We start from the raw sequence: 15,420 nt of genomic DNA, 5'->3' as shown, positions 1-15,420 counted from the left end.
AATCACTGCTTTTTCAAACTGCTTACTCTTTTTAAAATTTGACACGGATCACCCTTTCTCCTTTAACCTTTTCCCTTTCGCATAATTATTTCCCTGCAGTTTTCAACCTGCCTACTCTTTTTAAGTTTTCTCCTGAAGTTTCAGATTCTAAAAGCTATTGCATTCAACTTCTCCAGAATTGCAGAATTGTGGAGTGTGTTCAGCTCCTTTTTCCCTAGGTTTCACCTGCGTTCAATAACCTTTTGTATTCAATCCCTCCGGGATTACTCCGCTTCTTAAAATTTGCAATTTCGAGATACAGATAAAATGGATTAGCAATCCCATTTCTATTGGTGATTAAAGTTTATTGACTTAGACAATAAACCCCAGTTTTTTCAACCTGCCTACTCGTTTCAATAGATTTTCGTTATTTATCTACATACTGAATCAAACATATCATTGTACGGTTTGACCAAAAATATTTCTGCTTAAAAAATTTGGATTTTTATAATTACTAGTTTTATTTTTCTTTCCTTTTTTGTGCCCCCCCATATAGCAACGATCCGTATGATTGGTTAATAACCTAGGATTTCCAGAAGCTCCTTTGCAGTATATCTATTCTCTTTTTCAACTAAGCACATTAATAGCAAATCATTGTAGGGTTCAGGAAAAAGTCTTGGATCTTGATTGACGAATTTTATTTTTTTAACGTTTTCTCTAAGCTCATTTAGTGAAAATTCATTTCTATCACCAAAAGGAAGTTTTGAACTTAGTATTTGATAAAGCATAACTCCGAAAGACCAGATATCTGAATATTCATCCATTTTCCCTTCTAAATAGACTTCAGGAGCAATAATTTCCGGAGTATAAAATGATTTGGTTTCAAAGGAGCAATTAAAAGGTCTGATAGAGTCTAAATCCCCAATCTTAAAATTAGGGTTTTGAAGTACTGAATCCACAAGAACATTTGACAGTTTGAGGTCACCGTGTAACATCTTTTTGGAATGGATATAATCAAGACCATGAAGTACTTGGATTATAAGTTTGTTGACAAAGTCAATGTTTATTTGTGCGGATTGTAGAATGTCACCTACCGAAGCGCCATCACAATACTCCATTTCTATGATTACTTCCTTCTCCAAAATTTTGAGATTAAATATTTTCACCAAGTTTGGATGGTCAAAAGCCAAAAGTTCGCTAACCTTTTCTGTTGATACTTGTCGGTATTTATTGATTTTATATTTTTTTTCAAAGGTATTCATATATTTTTTCTTTGATTGTGTTTCATTTTAAATACTTGTATATGATGTCAATAAAAATATTGTAAATGTAATTAAATAAAAATAATTATGAATATACGTAATTCTGCCAGTAGCCAAATTATATACTGACAGTTGGTGACAATCGATTGGTAATCAAGCTAAAGAGAGGTTACTTGGTCAAAACAAAGGTTCTGACCATGAATATTTTGAAGTTTGAAGAGCGCTTTCCAGATGAAGAATCCTGTATTAGCTTTTTCAAAGCTAAACGAGAGCAGGAAGGCGTGGTTTGCAAAAAGTGCGAGGAAAAAGAGCACTATTGGCTCCACAGTAAAAGTATGTTTCAATGCAAAAGTTGTGGATTCCGTACCAGTTTGAAAAGTGGAACTGTGATGGAAAATAGCAATCTGTCACTTCGTAAGTGGTTGATGGCCATGACCTTCTTTAGTGCCACTAAGCAGGGGTTTACCGCTCTTGAACTCCAGCGACAAATGGGGTTTACTCGCTACCAAACCGTCTTTGATTTATGCCATAAGATTCGTGTCATAATGGGTAAGCGGGATGATCAATATAAGCTCGAAGACATGGTAGAATATGATGAAGCTTACATCACCAAGTCAACCTCAGCCCAGAAAAAGAAGTCTCTCAATCGGGGCCGAGGAACCCAGCAGAAGTCCACAGTTGCTGTGATGGCTGAATCAACCATTCTGGAGGATCCTAAGACAAAGAAGTTATCCAAAAGCTGCCGATACTTCAAGATGAAGAAAATAGAGGACTTAAAGGCCAAAACGGCAGAGAAACTGATTAAAGACTTCATCAATAAAGATGCTGTTCTTCAAACCGATGACAGTACCACTTACGCTAAATTTGAGGACTTCGTGGATGTCCATGTCACCGAATTATCTTCAACAAAAGAGGGTAGATTCAACCTTAAATGGGCTCATACAGCAATCAGTAACCTCAAAAGTGATCTTAGAAAGTATAAAATGATATCAGAAAGAAGGCTTCAGAACTACATCGACGAGTTTTGCTACAAACTAAACCGAAGATACTTTGGAGAAAGACTCTTTGACCGACTTATTATTGCTTCTATCCAACCCTACTGGCAAAGTAGCGGATAATCATAAAAATAATTTTTATTATTAGTAATTTATATTATATTTATGAAACTTTAATATGAATATCCGCCTACGTACAAGTAGGCAAATTTTATACTTTGACAATACGTGTCAATAACTTTCAGGGCTGTATTTTAAGTGTTTAATTGGCTTGAAATAAAGAAAGAAGCCATGACTATCCTACAATTCAATGAAAGATATCCAGATGAGGCAAGTTGCATTCATTTCTTTAAGGAACAAAGAGAAAGGGAAGGCATTATTTGTAAGAAATGTAAGTCCAGAGAACACTACTGGCTTAATTCTCTCAATATGTTTCAATGTAAACATTGTGAATTTAGGACAGGCCTGAAGAATGGTACCGTTATGGAAAACAGCAAGTTGCCATTAAGGATCTGGTTGCTTGCAATGACACTTGTAAGTGCAACCAAGAAGGGGTTTAGCTGCCTGGAACTCCAGAGGCAGATGGGGCATAGTAGATACGAGACTGTTTTCAGGCTGTACCACAAGCTCCGAGAAGCAATGGGTAAACGTGATAGCCAATATAAACTAGAGGATATGGTTGAATATGATGAGGCTTTTGTAAGCAAGGCAACAAAATCTTCGGAAAGGATGAAGCTGAAGAAAGGACGCGGAAGTCAAAAACAAGCTTCCGTTGCTGTCATGGCTGAATCATCTATTCTTGAAGACTTAATTACCGGAGAAAAGGACAAAAGCTGCAGATATTTCAAGATGGTCAAAATAGATAACTTGAAGGCAAAAACAGCCGAAAAACTGATAAAAGGCCTGATTGACAAGAAAGCTGTGGTTCAGACTGATGAAAGTACGACTTATTCTAACCTAGAAGATTGTATCGATGTCCATGTAAGCGAACTATCCTCCACAAAAGAAGGTAAGTTCAATCTCAAATGGGTACATATAGCAATAAGTAACCTCAAAAGAGATCTGCAGAAGTACCATATGGTTTCAGAAAAGATGCTTCAAAACTATCTCAATGAATTCTGTTACAAACTAAACCGAAGATACTTTGGTGAAAAACTATTTGACAGATTGGTTATTGCAAGCATTTGCCCCTACTTGTATACAAGCGGATAATCATAAACTTTAATTAATAATTATGAAAAACGTAACGTTAAAAAAGAAAATTATGTTAGTAGCTTCTTCAGCAGCTATCATAGCCAGTACAGGTTTTACTTTTAATCAACCTGCTGAAAATGTTGTAGCGCCTTCCAGTACTACTGAGATGCCTCAGGTTTATTGGGGAACTTGTAATTCACCAGGTGGAGGTTGTTTTCTAATGCCAACCTTTGTTGTAACAAATTAAGAAAACAGAGCCCTCTACTATTAGGTCTGTGGGGCTCTTTTTTTCATTTTTTCTATAATATGTACTAAATTAATTTTCGTAATCAGAATTTTAAATACGATTTTCTTATTAATGTCTATGATAACTTTTAATCATCAAAGAAGAAGCTTCTGTTTAAGTATAATTTTTTTATTTTATGTTTCATTTTCGATTCTAGGCTGTTCGGCTTCTACAGATGATGGGGAAATATTTGAAGTTAAGGAAGGAGAGTCTATTGCAATAAAATTGGATCATCAAACTAGTCCGGCAGAACAGTATACCCAATACATCAAAGATTATAATGGCAAAGAAGTTTATGCAGTACATGTCAAAAACAGGGCAGCAATAAAGTTGTATGATTTGGCTTCAGGGGAGCTTTTTGAAGAAATTAAAATCCCTACTACGGGTCCTGACGCCATAAATAGTGTAGGTCATTTTTATATCCATAATCAAGACTCTATTTTTTTGAATCAGGGACTTTTATTCAAATTAGTATTGGTGAATAGAAGTATGGAGAAGTTAGATGTTTATGATTTAATGCCTGATGATATTGATTGGGATCCTAATACATATAGGACAACTTCAACTGACTTAGCTTCTTTAACTTTTGATATGAAAAGAGATTTTGTTGTTATTAATAATTCGATTAAAACTCAAACTATACCGTACTTATACCCATTAGATCCTAAAATGACAAATGTGGAAGGGTTAATTATTTCTGTCGATTTAGCTAGTAAATCCTTTTATAAGTTTGGGGATTTTCCTGAGGAAATGAAAAATAAAGTTTGGGGAGGATTTCTTTCATTATATTTCTTAAGAGAAAATTCAGAAAAAGGTGAGTCAATACTTTCATTTGCAGCATCGGAAAATATATTTGTTTATAACAATTCTCAAAAGTTCAATTCTATTTATTACGCTTCATCTAATAAAATAAAAAAAATATCACATTATGTCAAATCGGATCCAGTTCAAGAACAAGAGATGGATTATTATATGAATATGCCGGTTTATGGAGGTATATACCATGATGAGAAGAATGGGTATTTTTACAGAATAGCAAAGTATCCAAATGGGGATAACTATGATCCCTACAAAAGTGATTTTTTAGACCCCATGGCTAATCCGAGGGATTTTTGCATTATTGTATTGGATAAAGATTACAAAAAAGTCACCGAATTTGATATAAAGCAACCGAAAGATGGTGTCTATTATGATATGTGCTTTGCCAATGAAAATGGTCTGTATATACCTTATGTTGACTTGAATAATGAAGATGTTCTTTATTTCAAAAACTTCAAAGTTTATGATACAAAGTAGATTGAAGTGGTTTTCCTTGATATTTGTATTCTTGACAATGCTCGTCTCTTGTAGTTTGGATGAGAGCAAAAAGTATGATAATCAGATTTTTAAATTTATCATAGAAATAACAGGAGAAAAAGAACCTGAGGGAGAATTTATATTTGTTTCTGATAGTGGATGCAGAGGATGTAGCAATATGATTGCCTATGATCTAGCGAATGGAGAATTGTGCGAAGATATAACAATTATCATTGTAGACATCAAAAAACTGGGTGAAGCCAAATTGAAGTTCTATAGTGATGAGACCAAGGTTTATTACGACAGCTTGGATATAAAATCAAATGTGAAAATAGTCATTCCTTCTGGATTGAATTACTTTGTTTCCACCAAACATGATGTGATAGAGAATAGGGGTGTTATTTTTTAATTTGAGACTGTTCATTTAAGTGTGTCTGCTAACTTTACACAAGATGAACAAGAAAAAGACAATTGAGGATTTATTAAATGATCCAAAGATGAGTGACCGTCTAAAAGAGCGGTTATACAGCAAGAAGGGCTTGCTGGGCAAAGAGAGCCCCTTTAGTGAGATTTTACAACAAATGGTGAATACCATGCTTGAGGGAGAGATTGAGAGTTTTCTATTAGAAGAGCGGGCCTCTGGCCATGTTAATAAGCGTAATGGCAGGACTCCCAAGCGAGTGGTGAGCGATGCCGGTTTTCTGGATATTTCTACTCCCAGAGACCGTAATGGAGACTTTGAGCCCGAACTGGTAGGCAAACGTGAACGTGAACTGAGCAGCGGCCTTGATGATCAGATACTGGCGCTGTATGCGCAGGGTAATTCAGTGGAAGACGTAAGACGTCTGCTGGAGGAGATTTACGGGGTGAGTATCTCAGCAGGCCGTATCTCCCAGATTACCGATAAGGTGCTCCCTGAGATTCAGGAATGGCGTACAAGAAGCCTTCAAAGCTTTTATCCCATCGTGTACCTGGATGCCATACACTTCAAAGTACGCCAGGAGGGCAAATACATCAGTAGCGCCTTCTATACAGTATATTCGGTGGATTGGGAAGGGAATAGGGACGTATTAGGTCTTTACATCAACTCGGGCGGAGAAGGAGCTAAAAAATGGGGCCTGGTAATGGAAGATCTTAAATCAAGAGGAGTAGCCGATATTTTGGTGGTCTGCACGGATGATCTACAGGGATTTTCCGAACAGATTCAGGAAGTGTTCCCTGCTTCAGTTGTCCAAAAGTGCATTGTTCATCAAATGAGGAATTCGCTGAAATATGTGGATGAAGCTGATAAGAAGGCTTTAATAAAGGACTTACGTCAGGTATACACCTCCACCACTGAAGAAGGTGCGAAAACAGCATTGTCAGCCTTTGAAGCCACATGGGGCAAGAAATATAAGTATATAGTACGGCAATGGCGTGACAACTGGACTGAGCTGATGGCATTCCTGGATTTTCCTGTAGGGATGCGGAAGATGATCTATACAACAAATCCGGTAGAGGCCCTACATCGGATCATGCGAAAACTGATAAAAAGCAAAGCTGCATGGGCATCGGAAACAGCACTGTTAAAGCAGCTCTATTTATCGATCAGTCGGAACGAAAAGTCATGGAAGAAAAATGCAAGGGGATGGACTTCCATCCAGCGTGAAATCATGGAGCTGTACCCGGATAGGGTGCCACAAAAAAACTGAATTTTCAGCCTACTGTCTTAGTTGCCTTAAGGCAACTAAGACAGTAGGCTGAAAGAAAGATTAAACCTTAGACACAGTTTAATGAACTATTCCTTTAATTTCCTTGTTCACAGTTCCCATCAAACCAATTGGTTAAAGTCTATTGACTTGGACCTTAAATCTTGCAGTTTTCAAACTGCCTACTCTTTTTAAGATTTTTCTCGGATCACCCTTTTTCCTTTTTCCTTTAACCTTTCGCTTAATTATTTCACTGCAATATTCAAACTTTTTTAACCTTTAACCTTTCTTCCTTTTCCCTTTTCCCTAATTTCCCCAATTGGTTCAAGTCTATTGACTTGGACCTTAAATCTTGCAGTTTTCAAACTGCTTACAACTTTTTAAGATTTCTCCTGGAGCACTCTTTTTCCTTTAACCTTTTCCCTTTCCACTAATCATCCAAGCTTTTCTAACTTTTCAACATTTAAACTTTATCAACCTTCCAACCTCCCTACATCATCATTATTACATTCAATTAAACCCCCTAACCAAAGAACCAATAACTAACTTAATTGAAAGTTGCTAAAGTCGTCAGTTGACAGTTGACCGTTGACAATTCAAAAATTAACCATATACTCCGGCAAATTCGCCAAAATATCTTCTGTCATTTTTTTCAAATCATAATCATGTTTCCATCCCCAATCTTCTCTGGCCCTGCTATCGTCAATACTATCCGGCCAACTGTCGGCAATAGCCTGTCTAAAATCAGGTGCATAAGAAATACTAAATTTAGGATAATGGATTTTGATACTTTCGAAGATTTCTTTCGGGGTAAAGCTGATCGCTGAAAGGTTATAGCTAGATCTGATTTTTACTTGCTCCTTTGGGGCATGCATCAGGTCAAGTGTTGCCTTGATCGCATCAGGCATATACATCATTGGAAGCGCACTATCTTCTCTTAAAAATGAAACAAAATGTTCACCGGCAATGGCTTTGTGATAGATATCTACCGCATAATCCGTGGTTCCTCCGCCGGGAAGTGATTTATAGCCAATCAATCCAGGATATCTTAAGCTTCTGACATCCACGCCGAAATTTTCAAAATAGTATTCACACCATCTTTCTCCAGCTTGCTTGGAAATACCATAAACCGTATTGGGTTCTTTGACACAATATTGTGGCGTATGGATTTTTGGAGTATTGGGACCAAAAACCGCAATGGAAGATGGCCAATAGACCTTGTCCATCTTGTGCTCCTTGGCAAGCTCCAAAACAAAAAGAAGACTATCCATATTCAGTTGCCAAGCAAAAAGTGGATTTTTCTCTCCTGTGGCAGAAAGTACTGCCGCAAGATGATAGATTTGCTTTACATTTTCCTTCTTTACCAAGCTAGTGACTGCATCATGATTCATGATATCCAAAACAGCAGTTTTGCAATAGTCAAACTTTTCGAGGGCTTTGGGATTAATATCGGTTGCAATAACATTATCGCCTCCGTACTGTTGGGTAAGTGCAAGTGTGAGCTCCGAACCAAGTTGTCCGGCTGCACCGATGATAAGAATTCTGTCCATTATTAAAACTTTCAATCTATTAGGTTTCCTAGACCCTTTAGCTTTTGATATATTTGGGTATTGATTGAGGCAAAAATAAGGATTTCATTTTAGTAATCTTATTTAATTTCCATCGATGTCGATTACATTCCATATTTAAAACAAAATAATATGTTTGATTCTCTAAAACCCAAATTAGAAAAAGAGTTAAAAGAAATAAAAGAAGCTGGCTTATTCAAAAGTGAGCGGGTTATTACTTCTCCACAATCATCTGAAATAACCATTGCTGGTGGTCAAAAAGTATTGAACTTCTGTGCGAACAATTACTTGGGATTATCTTCCCACCCGCAAGTAATCGAAGCTGCTAAATCTGCTATCGATAGCCACGGTTTTGGTTTGTCCTCAGTGAGGTTTATCTGCGGAACGCAAGATATTCACAAGGAACTGGAAGAAAAGATTTCCAAATTTTTAGGGACGGAAGACACGATTCTTTACGCAGCAGCCTTTGATGCAAATGGGGGAGTATTTGAACCTATCTTAGGCCCAGAAGATGCCATTATCTCAGATGCCTTAAACCATGCCTCGATTATCGACGGGGTAAGGCTTTGTAAAGCCATGCGATTCCGCTATCAGCATAATGACATGGAAGACTTGGAAAAACAGCTTCAAGATGCAGATGCCAAAGGTGCGCAAAGTAAAATCATCGTTACAGATGGTGTTTTCTCTATGGATGGCACAATTGCGCAGTTGGATAAAATTGTAGCCCTAGCCGAAAAGTATAATGCATTGGTCATGTCTGATGAATGTCATTCTACGGGCTTCATGGGCAAGACAGGTCGTGGAGTTCATGAACTCAAAGGAGTGATGGGCAAAATGGATATTATCACTGGCACGCTTGGCAAAGCCTTGGGTGGTGCCTCAGGAGGATTTACCTCTGGAAAAAAAGAAATCATTGAAATCCTAAGACAAAGATCAAGACCTTATTTGTTCTCGAATACTTTAGCACCATCTATCACAGGAGCTTCGATAGCAGTGTTTGATTTGCTTTCTGAGACAACTGAATTGAGAGACAAGCTCGAGTCAAACACCAAATACTTCAGAGAAAAAATGACTGCAGCTGGCTTTGATATTAAGCCTGGTGAACACCCAATTGTTCCAATCATGCTTTATGAAGCTACTTTATCTCAAAAGATGGCAGAAAAGCTTCTGGAAAAAGGAGTTTATGTAATTGGCTTCTATTACCCTGTAGTGCCAAAAGGTCAAGCACGTATCCGTGTTCAGATCTCTGCAGGACATGACAAAGAACAACTAGATACTGCAATCAATGCATTCATAGAAGTTGGAAAAGAGTTAGGTGTAATTCAATAAGCTAGAAATATCCTTTTTGACAAAGACCTTAAGTTCATTGGCCTTGATGCTAATGAACTTAAGGTCTTTTTTTATTTCCAAGTCTTAATCAATATCCATTTAAATCCCCTATTTTCTAAAAAACACCAGGAGCTTCAGACCTTCTAAACCTAAGCCATTAAGATTTCTTTATCACCACGTTTAACAATTAACACTTAACGATTAACAACAAAGTTCTATTCAGATATAAAAACTATATAAACACTTCAATCTTCTAATCCTGAATCAAGACGCACTCGATGCTGAGCGGCTTCCTTTGAATCGGTTTCTTTCGTAAACCGTGATGGGTTCAAATTTCTCATCAATATCAACTCCTGTGAGATAATCGTTAAGGAATTCCCGAACTTCTTGGAAGGATAAATTATGCAGGATTTTACCATTTTTAGCCAGAGAAATTTGTCCTGTTTCTTCAGAAACAATCAAGATCAAAGTATCCGTCGCTTCTGACATTCCTATGGCTGCTCGATGCCTTAATCCAAATTGGGCAGGAACATCTCGTTCCGTTACTGGCAAAATACATCTTGCTGCTTTGACTTTCCCATTGTAAATGATCACCGCTCCATCATGGAGTGGGCTGTACTTGTTAAAGATCGAAATCAGCAATCTTTTAGATATAATGGCATCGATAAGATCACCACTTTCAGCATAAAACTTCAGTTCTGAGTTTCTTGAAATCACCATCAATGCCCCCATATTTGTGCCTGAAAGTGATTTAGAAGCTTCTATTATGGGGTTAATATTGAAAGCATGGGTTTCCCTTTTTCTCCAAAAAAGCAATTCCTGCCACACATTTTCATTGGAAAGAATAGAAGAACGACCGATGATCAGTAAAAACTTTCGGATTTCTGGGGCAAATATGATGATAGCTGCAATAACACCCACACCCATAAACTGTCCTAAGATGATGGACAAAAGCTCCATCCTAAGCGCACTTACCAATAAGTACACCAAATAGATTGACAAGAATCCCAAGAAAATCTTTATTGCGACACTCCCTCTTAGTAATTTGTAGATTTGGTACAATAGCAAGCTCACCAAAGTTATATCAATGATATTGACTATGGAGATTTCCAAAAATCCTATTTTGAAAAGTAAGTTCAAGGGTAGAGTTGTTTATATAATTTGACTGTTTCTATTGCTTCTTTAACATCATGTACGCGTAATATACTTGCTCCGTTGATCAAGGCAGCCATATTTAAAGCTGTTGTTCCATTCAGTCCGTTTTCAGCTGTAGTCTCTAACTTTTTATATATCATCGACTTTCTGGATAAACCCACCAGAATTGGAGCTTGAATTGTCTTAAAATAAGATAAATTTTTGAGAATCCAATAATTCTGTTCGAGTGTTTTTGCAAAACCAAACCCTGGATCAATTATTACATCTTTAATGCCAGCTTTCTTACATTCGTTCAGTTTTTCTGAAAAATATTTCATCATTTCCAGGATAATATCATCATATTCCGTCAAAGTCTGCATCACTTTTGGATTTCCCTTCATATGCATCGCAATATAGGGAACGTCCAATTTGCCAACAGTAGCAATCATATCAGAATCTAACGTCCCCGTTGAGATATCATTTACGAGAGCTGCCCCATTTTGGACTGCTTCTTTGGCTACTTTTGAACGAAAGGTGTCTATCGAAAGTATAGCTTCGGGAAACTCCTTGCTAATCCTATTTATTGCAGGAATAACTCTTTCCAATTCTTCTTCCTCACTGACTTCAGCTGCTCCAGGTCTACTGCTATAGCCTCCAATGTCTAGAATATCAGCTCCTTCGAGAAGCATTTTTTCACTTAGTTTTAGAACCTTTGAATTGTCAGAAAGTACTCTGCTTCCTTGGTAAAATGAATCAGGAGTAACATTCAAAATTCCCATGACCATCGGCTTATCCAATAAAAGTAGCTTTCCTTTACTGCGAAGTGTTATTTTTGAGGGAAATAATTTATCTTCGATTTCCGAAGTAGAATGTGTACTAGTATTCATTAAACCAAAATTGCTTTGAAAACGCAAACTATCAGCGAATATAATCAAGTTATCCACCTTTGTAAAGAACTTTTTAAGAAGAAAACAATTGATTATGGAACTGCTTGGAGAATTTTACGATTACCATCCATTACAGATCAAATATTTATCAAAGCACAACGCATCAGATCGATCCAGGAAAAAGGAAACCAAAAGGTGAATGACCCAATTGCAGATGAGTTTGTTGGGATCATCAATTATTGCATTATAGCCTTGATTCAGATTTCTTTAAAAAATGACGAAAGACTCGAATTGGCAGTGGAGGAGTTAGAGCCGCTGTATGATCATTGGGCAAGTGCTACGAGAAGTTTATTAGAAGACAAAAATCATGATTATGGAGAGGCTTGGAGAGACATGCGTGTGGCTTCAATCACAGATATTATTTTGATGAAACTATATAGAGTAAAGCAAATAGAAGACAATCAAGGAAAAACAATTGTATCAGAAGGAATAGAGGCTAATTATCAAGATATGATCAATTATGCGGTTTTCTGTCTAATCAAATTAAATTATCATGCTTAGAAACACCATTTTATTTATCATTCGCTTTTTAGTTGGAGGTTTGTTTATCTTTTCGGGTTTAATTAAGGTAAATGACCCCGTAGGTACGGCAATCAAGCTAGAAGAATATTTTGATGTTTTCTCTTATGATATTGCACCTTTCTTTGAATATTTTAAAGGCTTTGCTCTTGAAATAGGAGTGGTGATGGTCGTCGCAGAAGTAGTACTGGGTATCATGTTGATCTTGGGAGTACGCTTGAAATTTACTGTATGGGCTTTGAGCTTGATGATTTTGTTTTTTACATTCCTGACTTTCTATTCAGCCTACTTCAATAAAGTAACAGATTGCGGATGCTTTGGCGATGCGATCAAATTGACACCTTGGGAATCTTTTTTTAAGGACATTGTCTTATTAATTCTGATTGCAGTCTTATTTATTTTCAGAAACAAACTGGAAAGTAATGAACAAGCATGGGCAGCATGGACGGTGAGAGTTTCGCTTGTTCTTTCTGTAGTATTAGCAATTACGGCGATCAGGAATTTGCCATTTATAGATTTCAGAGCATACAAAGAAGGTGTTAACATTCCTCAAGCAATGCAGCCATCGGCTCCATTGGAGTACAGTTATGTCATGACAAAGGATGGGCAGGAGTTTGTATTTGATCAATATCCCTCAGATGAAAGCTATGAATTTGTCGATATGAAGCTGAAGAATGAGGATGCGCTTCCAAAAATTTCTGATTTCGCTGTATGGAACGAAGAGGGTGATTTTACAGCAGAAATTCTTTCTGGTAATAAGGCGGTCATATTGGTTACCTATTTATCGAAAATCAATACAGCTCATCTTCAAGATTTTGACGAAATGGTAGCGGGTTTACAAAGCTCAAACATAGAGGTAGTATTCGTAGCGGCTTCGTCTGAAGAAGAGATTCAAACATTTCTAGCTGGGAGAAATTGGGAAATAACTAGTTATCAAGCAGATGCTACCGTGGTGAAAACAATCATGCGTTCTAACCCTGGATTAATGCTCTTGAAAGAAGGATCGGTTTTGAAAAAGTATCATTTTAGAAATACACCATCGGCGGAGACCATCAAAACTTTATATTGATTTATGAGACCTCCACTCAAGATCGTATTAATAGGGATGCCAGGTTCAGGTAAGTCAACTTTTGGAAGAATGGTGGCGCGTGAGTTGAATTTTGTCTTTATTGATCTTGATCACTTGATTGAGAAAGGGGAGGGAAGATTGATCAAGGATATTTTTGAAGAAGAAGGTGAAGGGAAGTTTCGGGAAATGGAGACTTACTATCTCAATCAAGCTTTGGATAATGTGGAGGGTTTTGTTCTCTCCACAGGAGGAGGAACACCCTGCTTCAATGATAACATGGATTTGATAAATGAAAAAGGTATTTCTGTTTTTTTGGATGTGCCTTTGGAAGAATTGCAAAAAAGATTGACAAAAGATTCTGCGAGTCAAAGGCCTTTATTTTTTGGTATGAATACGGGAGAGATTACCCTCAAACTGAAAGATATGATGGCCATAAGAGGCTCGTATTATGATCAGGCAAAAATAAAGCTCAGTGGAGAAGATCCTTCCACTGAGCTTTTGATTTCTGAATTGATGAGTTTTTTTAAAAATTAAATCCAACTGTCAACATCCCCTGAGTCATCGTGTTACGTACTTCTGTAAATGGACCAATATTTTGGTTTGCGCTATTAAAGATAGAATAAGAATTATAAAGTCTATCTGAGATGGAATTGATTAAAGCAAAGTCAACATATATATTCCTCAATTTTACTCCAATGCCACCAGAAATTCGTTGTGTGCTTCTATCAAAGGACTCGTCTGTCGTTGGGTCGCCATAATAGGCATAGCCAGCTCTCAACCTCCAGATATCAAATCTATATTCGCCACCTACACGGTAATTGAGCGTACTTCCTAAAAGTGAATTGATATCATTATTATCAAAAGAAGTGTCAAAATCTCTGGAGTTAATTCTGTTTTGACTATAATCTACATAATCAACGTCAGCAGTTATAAATCCATTTTTACCCACAAAAAAGGTTCCTCCAGCACTTAGAATCAAAGGAGTACTCAGATTTGAAGTACTTGTGAAAAAGTCGCTATTTTCACTTACAGCTCCACCAAATTGTATTACACCTTGTTGATTGAAGAATTCACCCACAATATTTGCATCTACTTCTTTATTCAGCCTATACCAAGTGGGACTTTGGAAATTCAATCCAAAATTTACAGTTTCAATTGGTTTGTAAATAACTCCTATATTTAAGCTTGCTCCAAATCCATTTATTCTAGTATTATCTTCAATGGAATAAATTGAAGAGGTGACCCCATTATCATAAAAGAACTCTTCTCCATAAATTCTATTTTGGAAAAAATTCACAGATTGAATTCCTAACCCAGCGCCTATAAAAAGTTTATTTTCAAAGTTTGCCCCGTAGGAAAAAGAAGTTTGTGTAATTCCTCCTTCTGTTATGATTGTTTCATCAGAAAATGGTTCTCCAATTGTGTATTCAGGATCTCTGATATATCCAGAGGCTTGATTCCCTTGAACAAGCTCAATATCTAGCACCAACCCATCAGTCGCTCTTAAAGGAGGTTCTCCAAAAGCAGTATATTGGTTGATATAGAAATCTAATAAAGAATTTTCATTTTGAACTTCCGAGAAATAACCAAATTGATTGTTGAAGTCTGCTATTCTATTAAAGCTGATTCCAAAAGAGCCTCCTCGAAATGATCCAGGTTGCAATTCACCTTTTGGTCTACTGATGACTAAACTTAAGTTAGGGAGAGAAAAATTGGGCGTTCTATCGTCCTGTCTTTGTCCTAAGTATGTAGATTGAGCTTGGTTTGCTCCAAATGATGGTGTAATTGAAAACTCAGATCTTCTAAAAAAGCCAAGGCCAGCGGCATTGGAATGAATGTTTGATATATCTCCTCCTAAGGACATTTGAGCGCCTCCAATGGCATTGATTCTCGCTGAACCTGTTGATCTGAACTGACTGAAAAGCTGAGCATCCTCAACAAAACTTGTCTGACCAAAAGTATTATTTAAACATAGTCCCGAGGTGATCATCCCACATAACAACAATTTTTTTATCAAAGTCATAGATTCATTTTTGGTTGATCATTAAAGTATCCTGCAAATATGATACTTATACATTGTTTTTATTAACGTAAGAATAGAAAAAAAGATAATAAGGTTTGGCAAAAATTTAAAATTAACCACAAATAAAAATA

At 36.8% G+C, this 15,420-nt stretch carries 15 protein-coding genes; 10 read left to right on the top strand and 5 right to left on the bottom strand.

From position 1 onward, the window contains the following. Positions 1-554: 554 nt before the first annotated feature. Positions 555-1,241 (bottom strand): protein kinase domain-containing protein, encoded by a 687-nt coding sequence (locus BELBA_RS00840; RefSeq protein ID WP_014770858.1) that lies wholly within the window; start codon positions 1,239-1,241, stop codon positions 555-557. Positions 1,242-1,438: 197 nt separating this feature from the next. On the opposite strand from BELBA_RS00840, the gene BELBA_RS00835 reads away from it, so the two are divergent. The 6 genes from BELBA_RS00835 to BELBA_RS00810 all read left to right on the top strand — a co-directional run bounded on the left by BELBA_RS00835 (position 1,439) and on the right by BELBA_RS00810 (position 6,703). Next, a complete protein-coding gene (locus tag BELBA_RS00835) occupies positions 1,439-2,359 on the top strand; it encodes an IS1595-like element ISBeba3 family transposase (RefSeq protein WP_014770857.1) in 921 nt (306 codons plus the stop codon). 168 nt (positions 2,360-2,527) lie between these two features. Further along, complete coding sequence (locus tag BELBA_RS00830) at positions 2,528-3,448, top strand: IS1595-like element ISBeba1 family transposase (RefSeq protein ID WP_014770856.1); 921 nt, start codon at positions 2,528-2,530, stop codon at positions 3,446-3,448. 52 nt (positions 3,449-3,500) lie between these two features. Further along, a complete protein-coding gene (locus BELBA_RS00825) occupies positions 3,501-3,677 on the top strand; it encodes a hypothetical protein (RefSeq protein ID WP_169315097.1) in 177 nt (58 codons plus the stop codon). A gap of 111 nt (positions 3,678-3,788) precedes the next feature. Next, positions 3,789-5,012: a DUF4221 family protein gene (locus BELBA_RS00820; RefSeq protein WP_083833680.1), complete on the top strand. Its 1,224-nt coding sequence runs from the start codon at positions 3,789-3,791 to the stop codon at positions 5,010-5,012. Then, positions 4,999-5,421, top strand: coding sequence for a hypothetical protein (locus tag BELBA_RS00815; RefSeq protein ID WP_014770853.1), 423 nt, complete (start codon positions 4,999-5,001; stop codon positions 5,419-5,421). The genes BELBA_RS00820 and BELBA_RS00815 overlap by 14 nt, the downstream gene beginning before the upstream one ends. A 43-nt stretch (positions 5,422-5,464) precedes the next feature. Then, positions 5,465-6,703, top strand: a complete 1,239-nt coding sequence (locus BELBA_RS00810) for an IS256 family transposase (RefSeq protein ID WP_014770852.1) — start codon at positions 5,465-5,467, stop codon at positions 6,701-6,703. Positions 6,704-7,296: 593 nt separating this feature from the next. Here BELBA_RS00810 and BELBA_RS00805 read toward each other — a convergent pair. Continuing rightward, positions 7,297-8,250, bottom strand: coding sequence for an NAD-dependent epimerase/dehydratase family protein (locus tag BELBA_RS00805; RefSeq protein WP_014770851.1), 954 nt, complete (start codon positions 8,248-8,250; stop codon positions 7,297-7,299). A 150-nt stretch (positions 8,251-8,400) separates the two neighbouring features. On the opposite strand from BELBA_RS00805, the gene kbl reads away from it, so the two are divergent. Continuing rightward, positions 8,401-9,597 carry a glycine C-acetyltransferase gene (kbl, locus tag BELBA_RS00800; RefSeq protein ID WP_014770850.1) on the top strand — a complete coding sequence of 399 codons (1,197 nt, stop codon included), beginning with the start codon at positions 8,401-8,403 and terminating at the stop codon, positions 9,595-9,597. A gap of 264 nt (positions 9,598-9,861) precedes the next feature. On the opposite strand, the gene cdaA is transcribed toward kbl, so the two are convergent. Continuing rightward, entirely contained in the window at positions 9,862-10,737 is an 876-nt protein-coding gene (cdaA, locus tag BELBA_RS00795) for a diadenylate cyclase CdaA (RefSeq protein ID WP_014770849.1), read from the bottom strand. Continuing rightward, positions 10,734-11,618 (bottom strand): dihydropteroate synthase, encoded by an 885-nt coding sequence (gene folP, locus BELBA_RS00790; protein WP_014770848.1) that lies wholly within the window; start codon positions 11,616-11,618, stop codon positions 10,734-10,736. The genes cdaA and folP overlap by 4 nt, the downstream gene beginning before the upstream one ends. 15 nt (positions 11,619-11,633) lie before the next feature. Here folP and BELBA_RS00785 point away from each other — a divergent pair, with 15 nt between their 5' ends. From BELBA_RS00785 to BELBA_RS00775, 3 genes are read left to right on the top strand one after another with little or no spacing between them, the layout of a single operon-like run. Continuing rightward, positions 11,634-12,179, top strand: a complete 546-nt coding sequence (locus BELBA_RS00785; protein WP_014770847.1) for a DUF1599 domain-containing protein — start codon at positions 11,634-11,636, stop codon at positions 12,177-12,179. Further along, the gene (locus BELBA_RS00780) at positions 12,172-13,266 is read left to right on the top strand and encodes a BT_3928 family protein (RefSeq protein ID WP_014770846.1); all 1,095 of its coding nucleotides are present in this window, start codon (positions 12,172-12,174) and stop codon (positions 13,264-13,266) included. Before BELBA_RS00785 ends, BELBA_RS00780 begins: the two co-directional genes overlap by 8 nt. Before the next feature lie 3 nt (positions 13,267-13,269). Further along, a complete protein-coding gene (locus BELBA_RS00775; protein ID WP_014770845.1) occupies positions 13,270-13,800 on the top strand; it encodes a shikimate kinase in 531 nt (176 codons plus the stop codon). Here BELBA_RS00775 and BELBA_RS00770 read toward each other — a convergent pair. After that, positions 13,790-15,289: an OmpP1/FadL family transporter gene (locus BELBA_RS00770; protein WP_014770844.1), complete on the bottom strand. Its 1,500-nt coding sequence runs from the start codon at positions 15,287-15,289 to the stop codon at positions 13,790-13,792. The genes BELBA_RS00775 and BELBA_RS00770 overlap by 11 nt on opposite strands. Positions 15,290-15,420: the final 131 nt, after the last annotated feature.

Source organism: Belliella baltica DSM 15883, from assembly GCF_000265405.1.
Taxonomy (GTDB): Bacteria; Bacteroidota; Bacteroidia; order Cytophagales; family Cyclobacteriaceae; genus Belliella; species Belliella baltica.
The sequence above is the reverse complement of the archived record's forward strand: the minus strand, read 5'-3'. Positions and strand labels throughout refer to the sequence as shown.

Coding starts and splice junctions, on each gene's coding strand:
- BELBA_RS00775 (WP_014770845.1), top strand. CDS start 13,270: ATGAGACCTCCACTCAAGATCGTATTAATAGGGATGCCAGGTTCAGGT.
- BELBA_RS00810 (WP_014770852.1), top strand. CDS start 5,465: ATGAACAAGAAAAAGACAATTGAGGATTTATTAAATGATCCAAAGATG.
- BELBA_RS00835 (WP_014770857.1), top strand. CDS start 1,439: ATGAATATTTTGAAGTTTGAAGAGCGCTTTCCAGATGAAGAATCCTGT.
- BELBA_RS00780 (WP_014770846.1), top strand. CDS start 12,172: ATGCTTAGAAACACCATTTTATTTATCATTCGCTTTTTAGTTGGAGGT.
- kbl (WP_014770850.1), top strand. CDS start 8,401: ATGTTTGATTCTCTAAAACCCAAATTAGAAAAAGAGTTAAAAGAAATA.
- BELBA_RS00825 (WP_169315097.1), top strand. CDS start 3,501: ATGTTAGTAGCTTCTTCAGCAGCTATCATAGCCAGTACAGGTTTTACT.
- BELBA_RS00815 (WP_014770853.1), top strand. CDS start 4,999: ATGATACAAAGTAGATTGAAGTGGTTTTCCTTGATATTTGTATTCTTG.
- BELBA_RS00820 (WP_083833680.1), top strand. CDS start 3,789: ATGTCTATGATAACTTTTAATCATCAAAGAAGAAGCTTCTGTTTAAGT.
- BELBA_RS00840 (WP_014770858.1), bottom strand. CDS start 1,241: ATGAATACCTTTGAAAAAAAATATAAAATCAATAAATACCGACAAGTA.
- BELBA_RS00770 (WP_014770844.1), bottom strand. CDS start 15,289: ATGACTTTGATAAAAAAATTGTTGTTATGTGGGATGATCACCTCGGGA.
- BELBA_RS00830 (WP_014770856.1), top strand. CDS start 2,528: ATGACTATCCTACAATTCAATGAAAGATATCCAGATGAGGCAAGTTGC.
- folP (WP_014770848.1), bottom strand. CDS start 11,618: ATGAATACTAGTACACATTCTACTTCGGAAATCGAAGATAAATTATTT.
- BELBA_RS00805 (WP_014770851.1), bottom strand. CDS start 8,250: ATGGACAGAATTCTTATCATCGGTGCAGCCGGACAACTTGGTTCGGAG.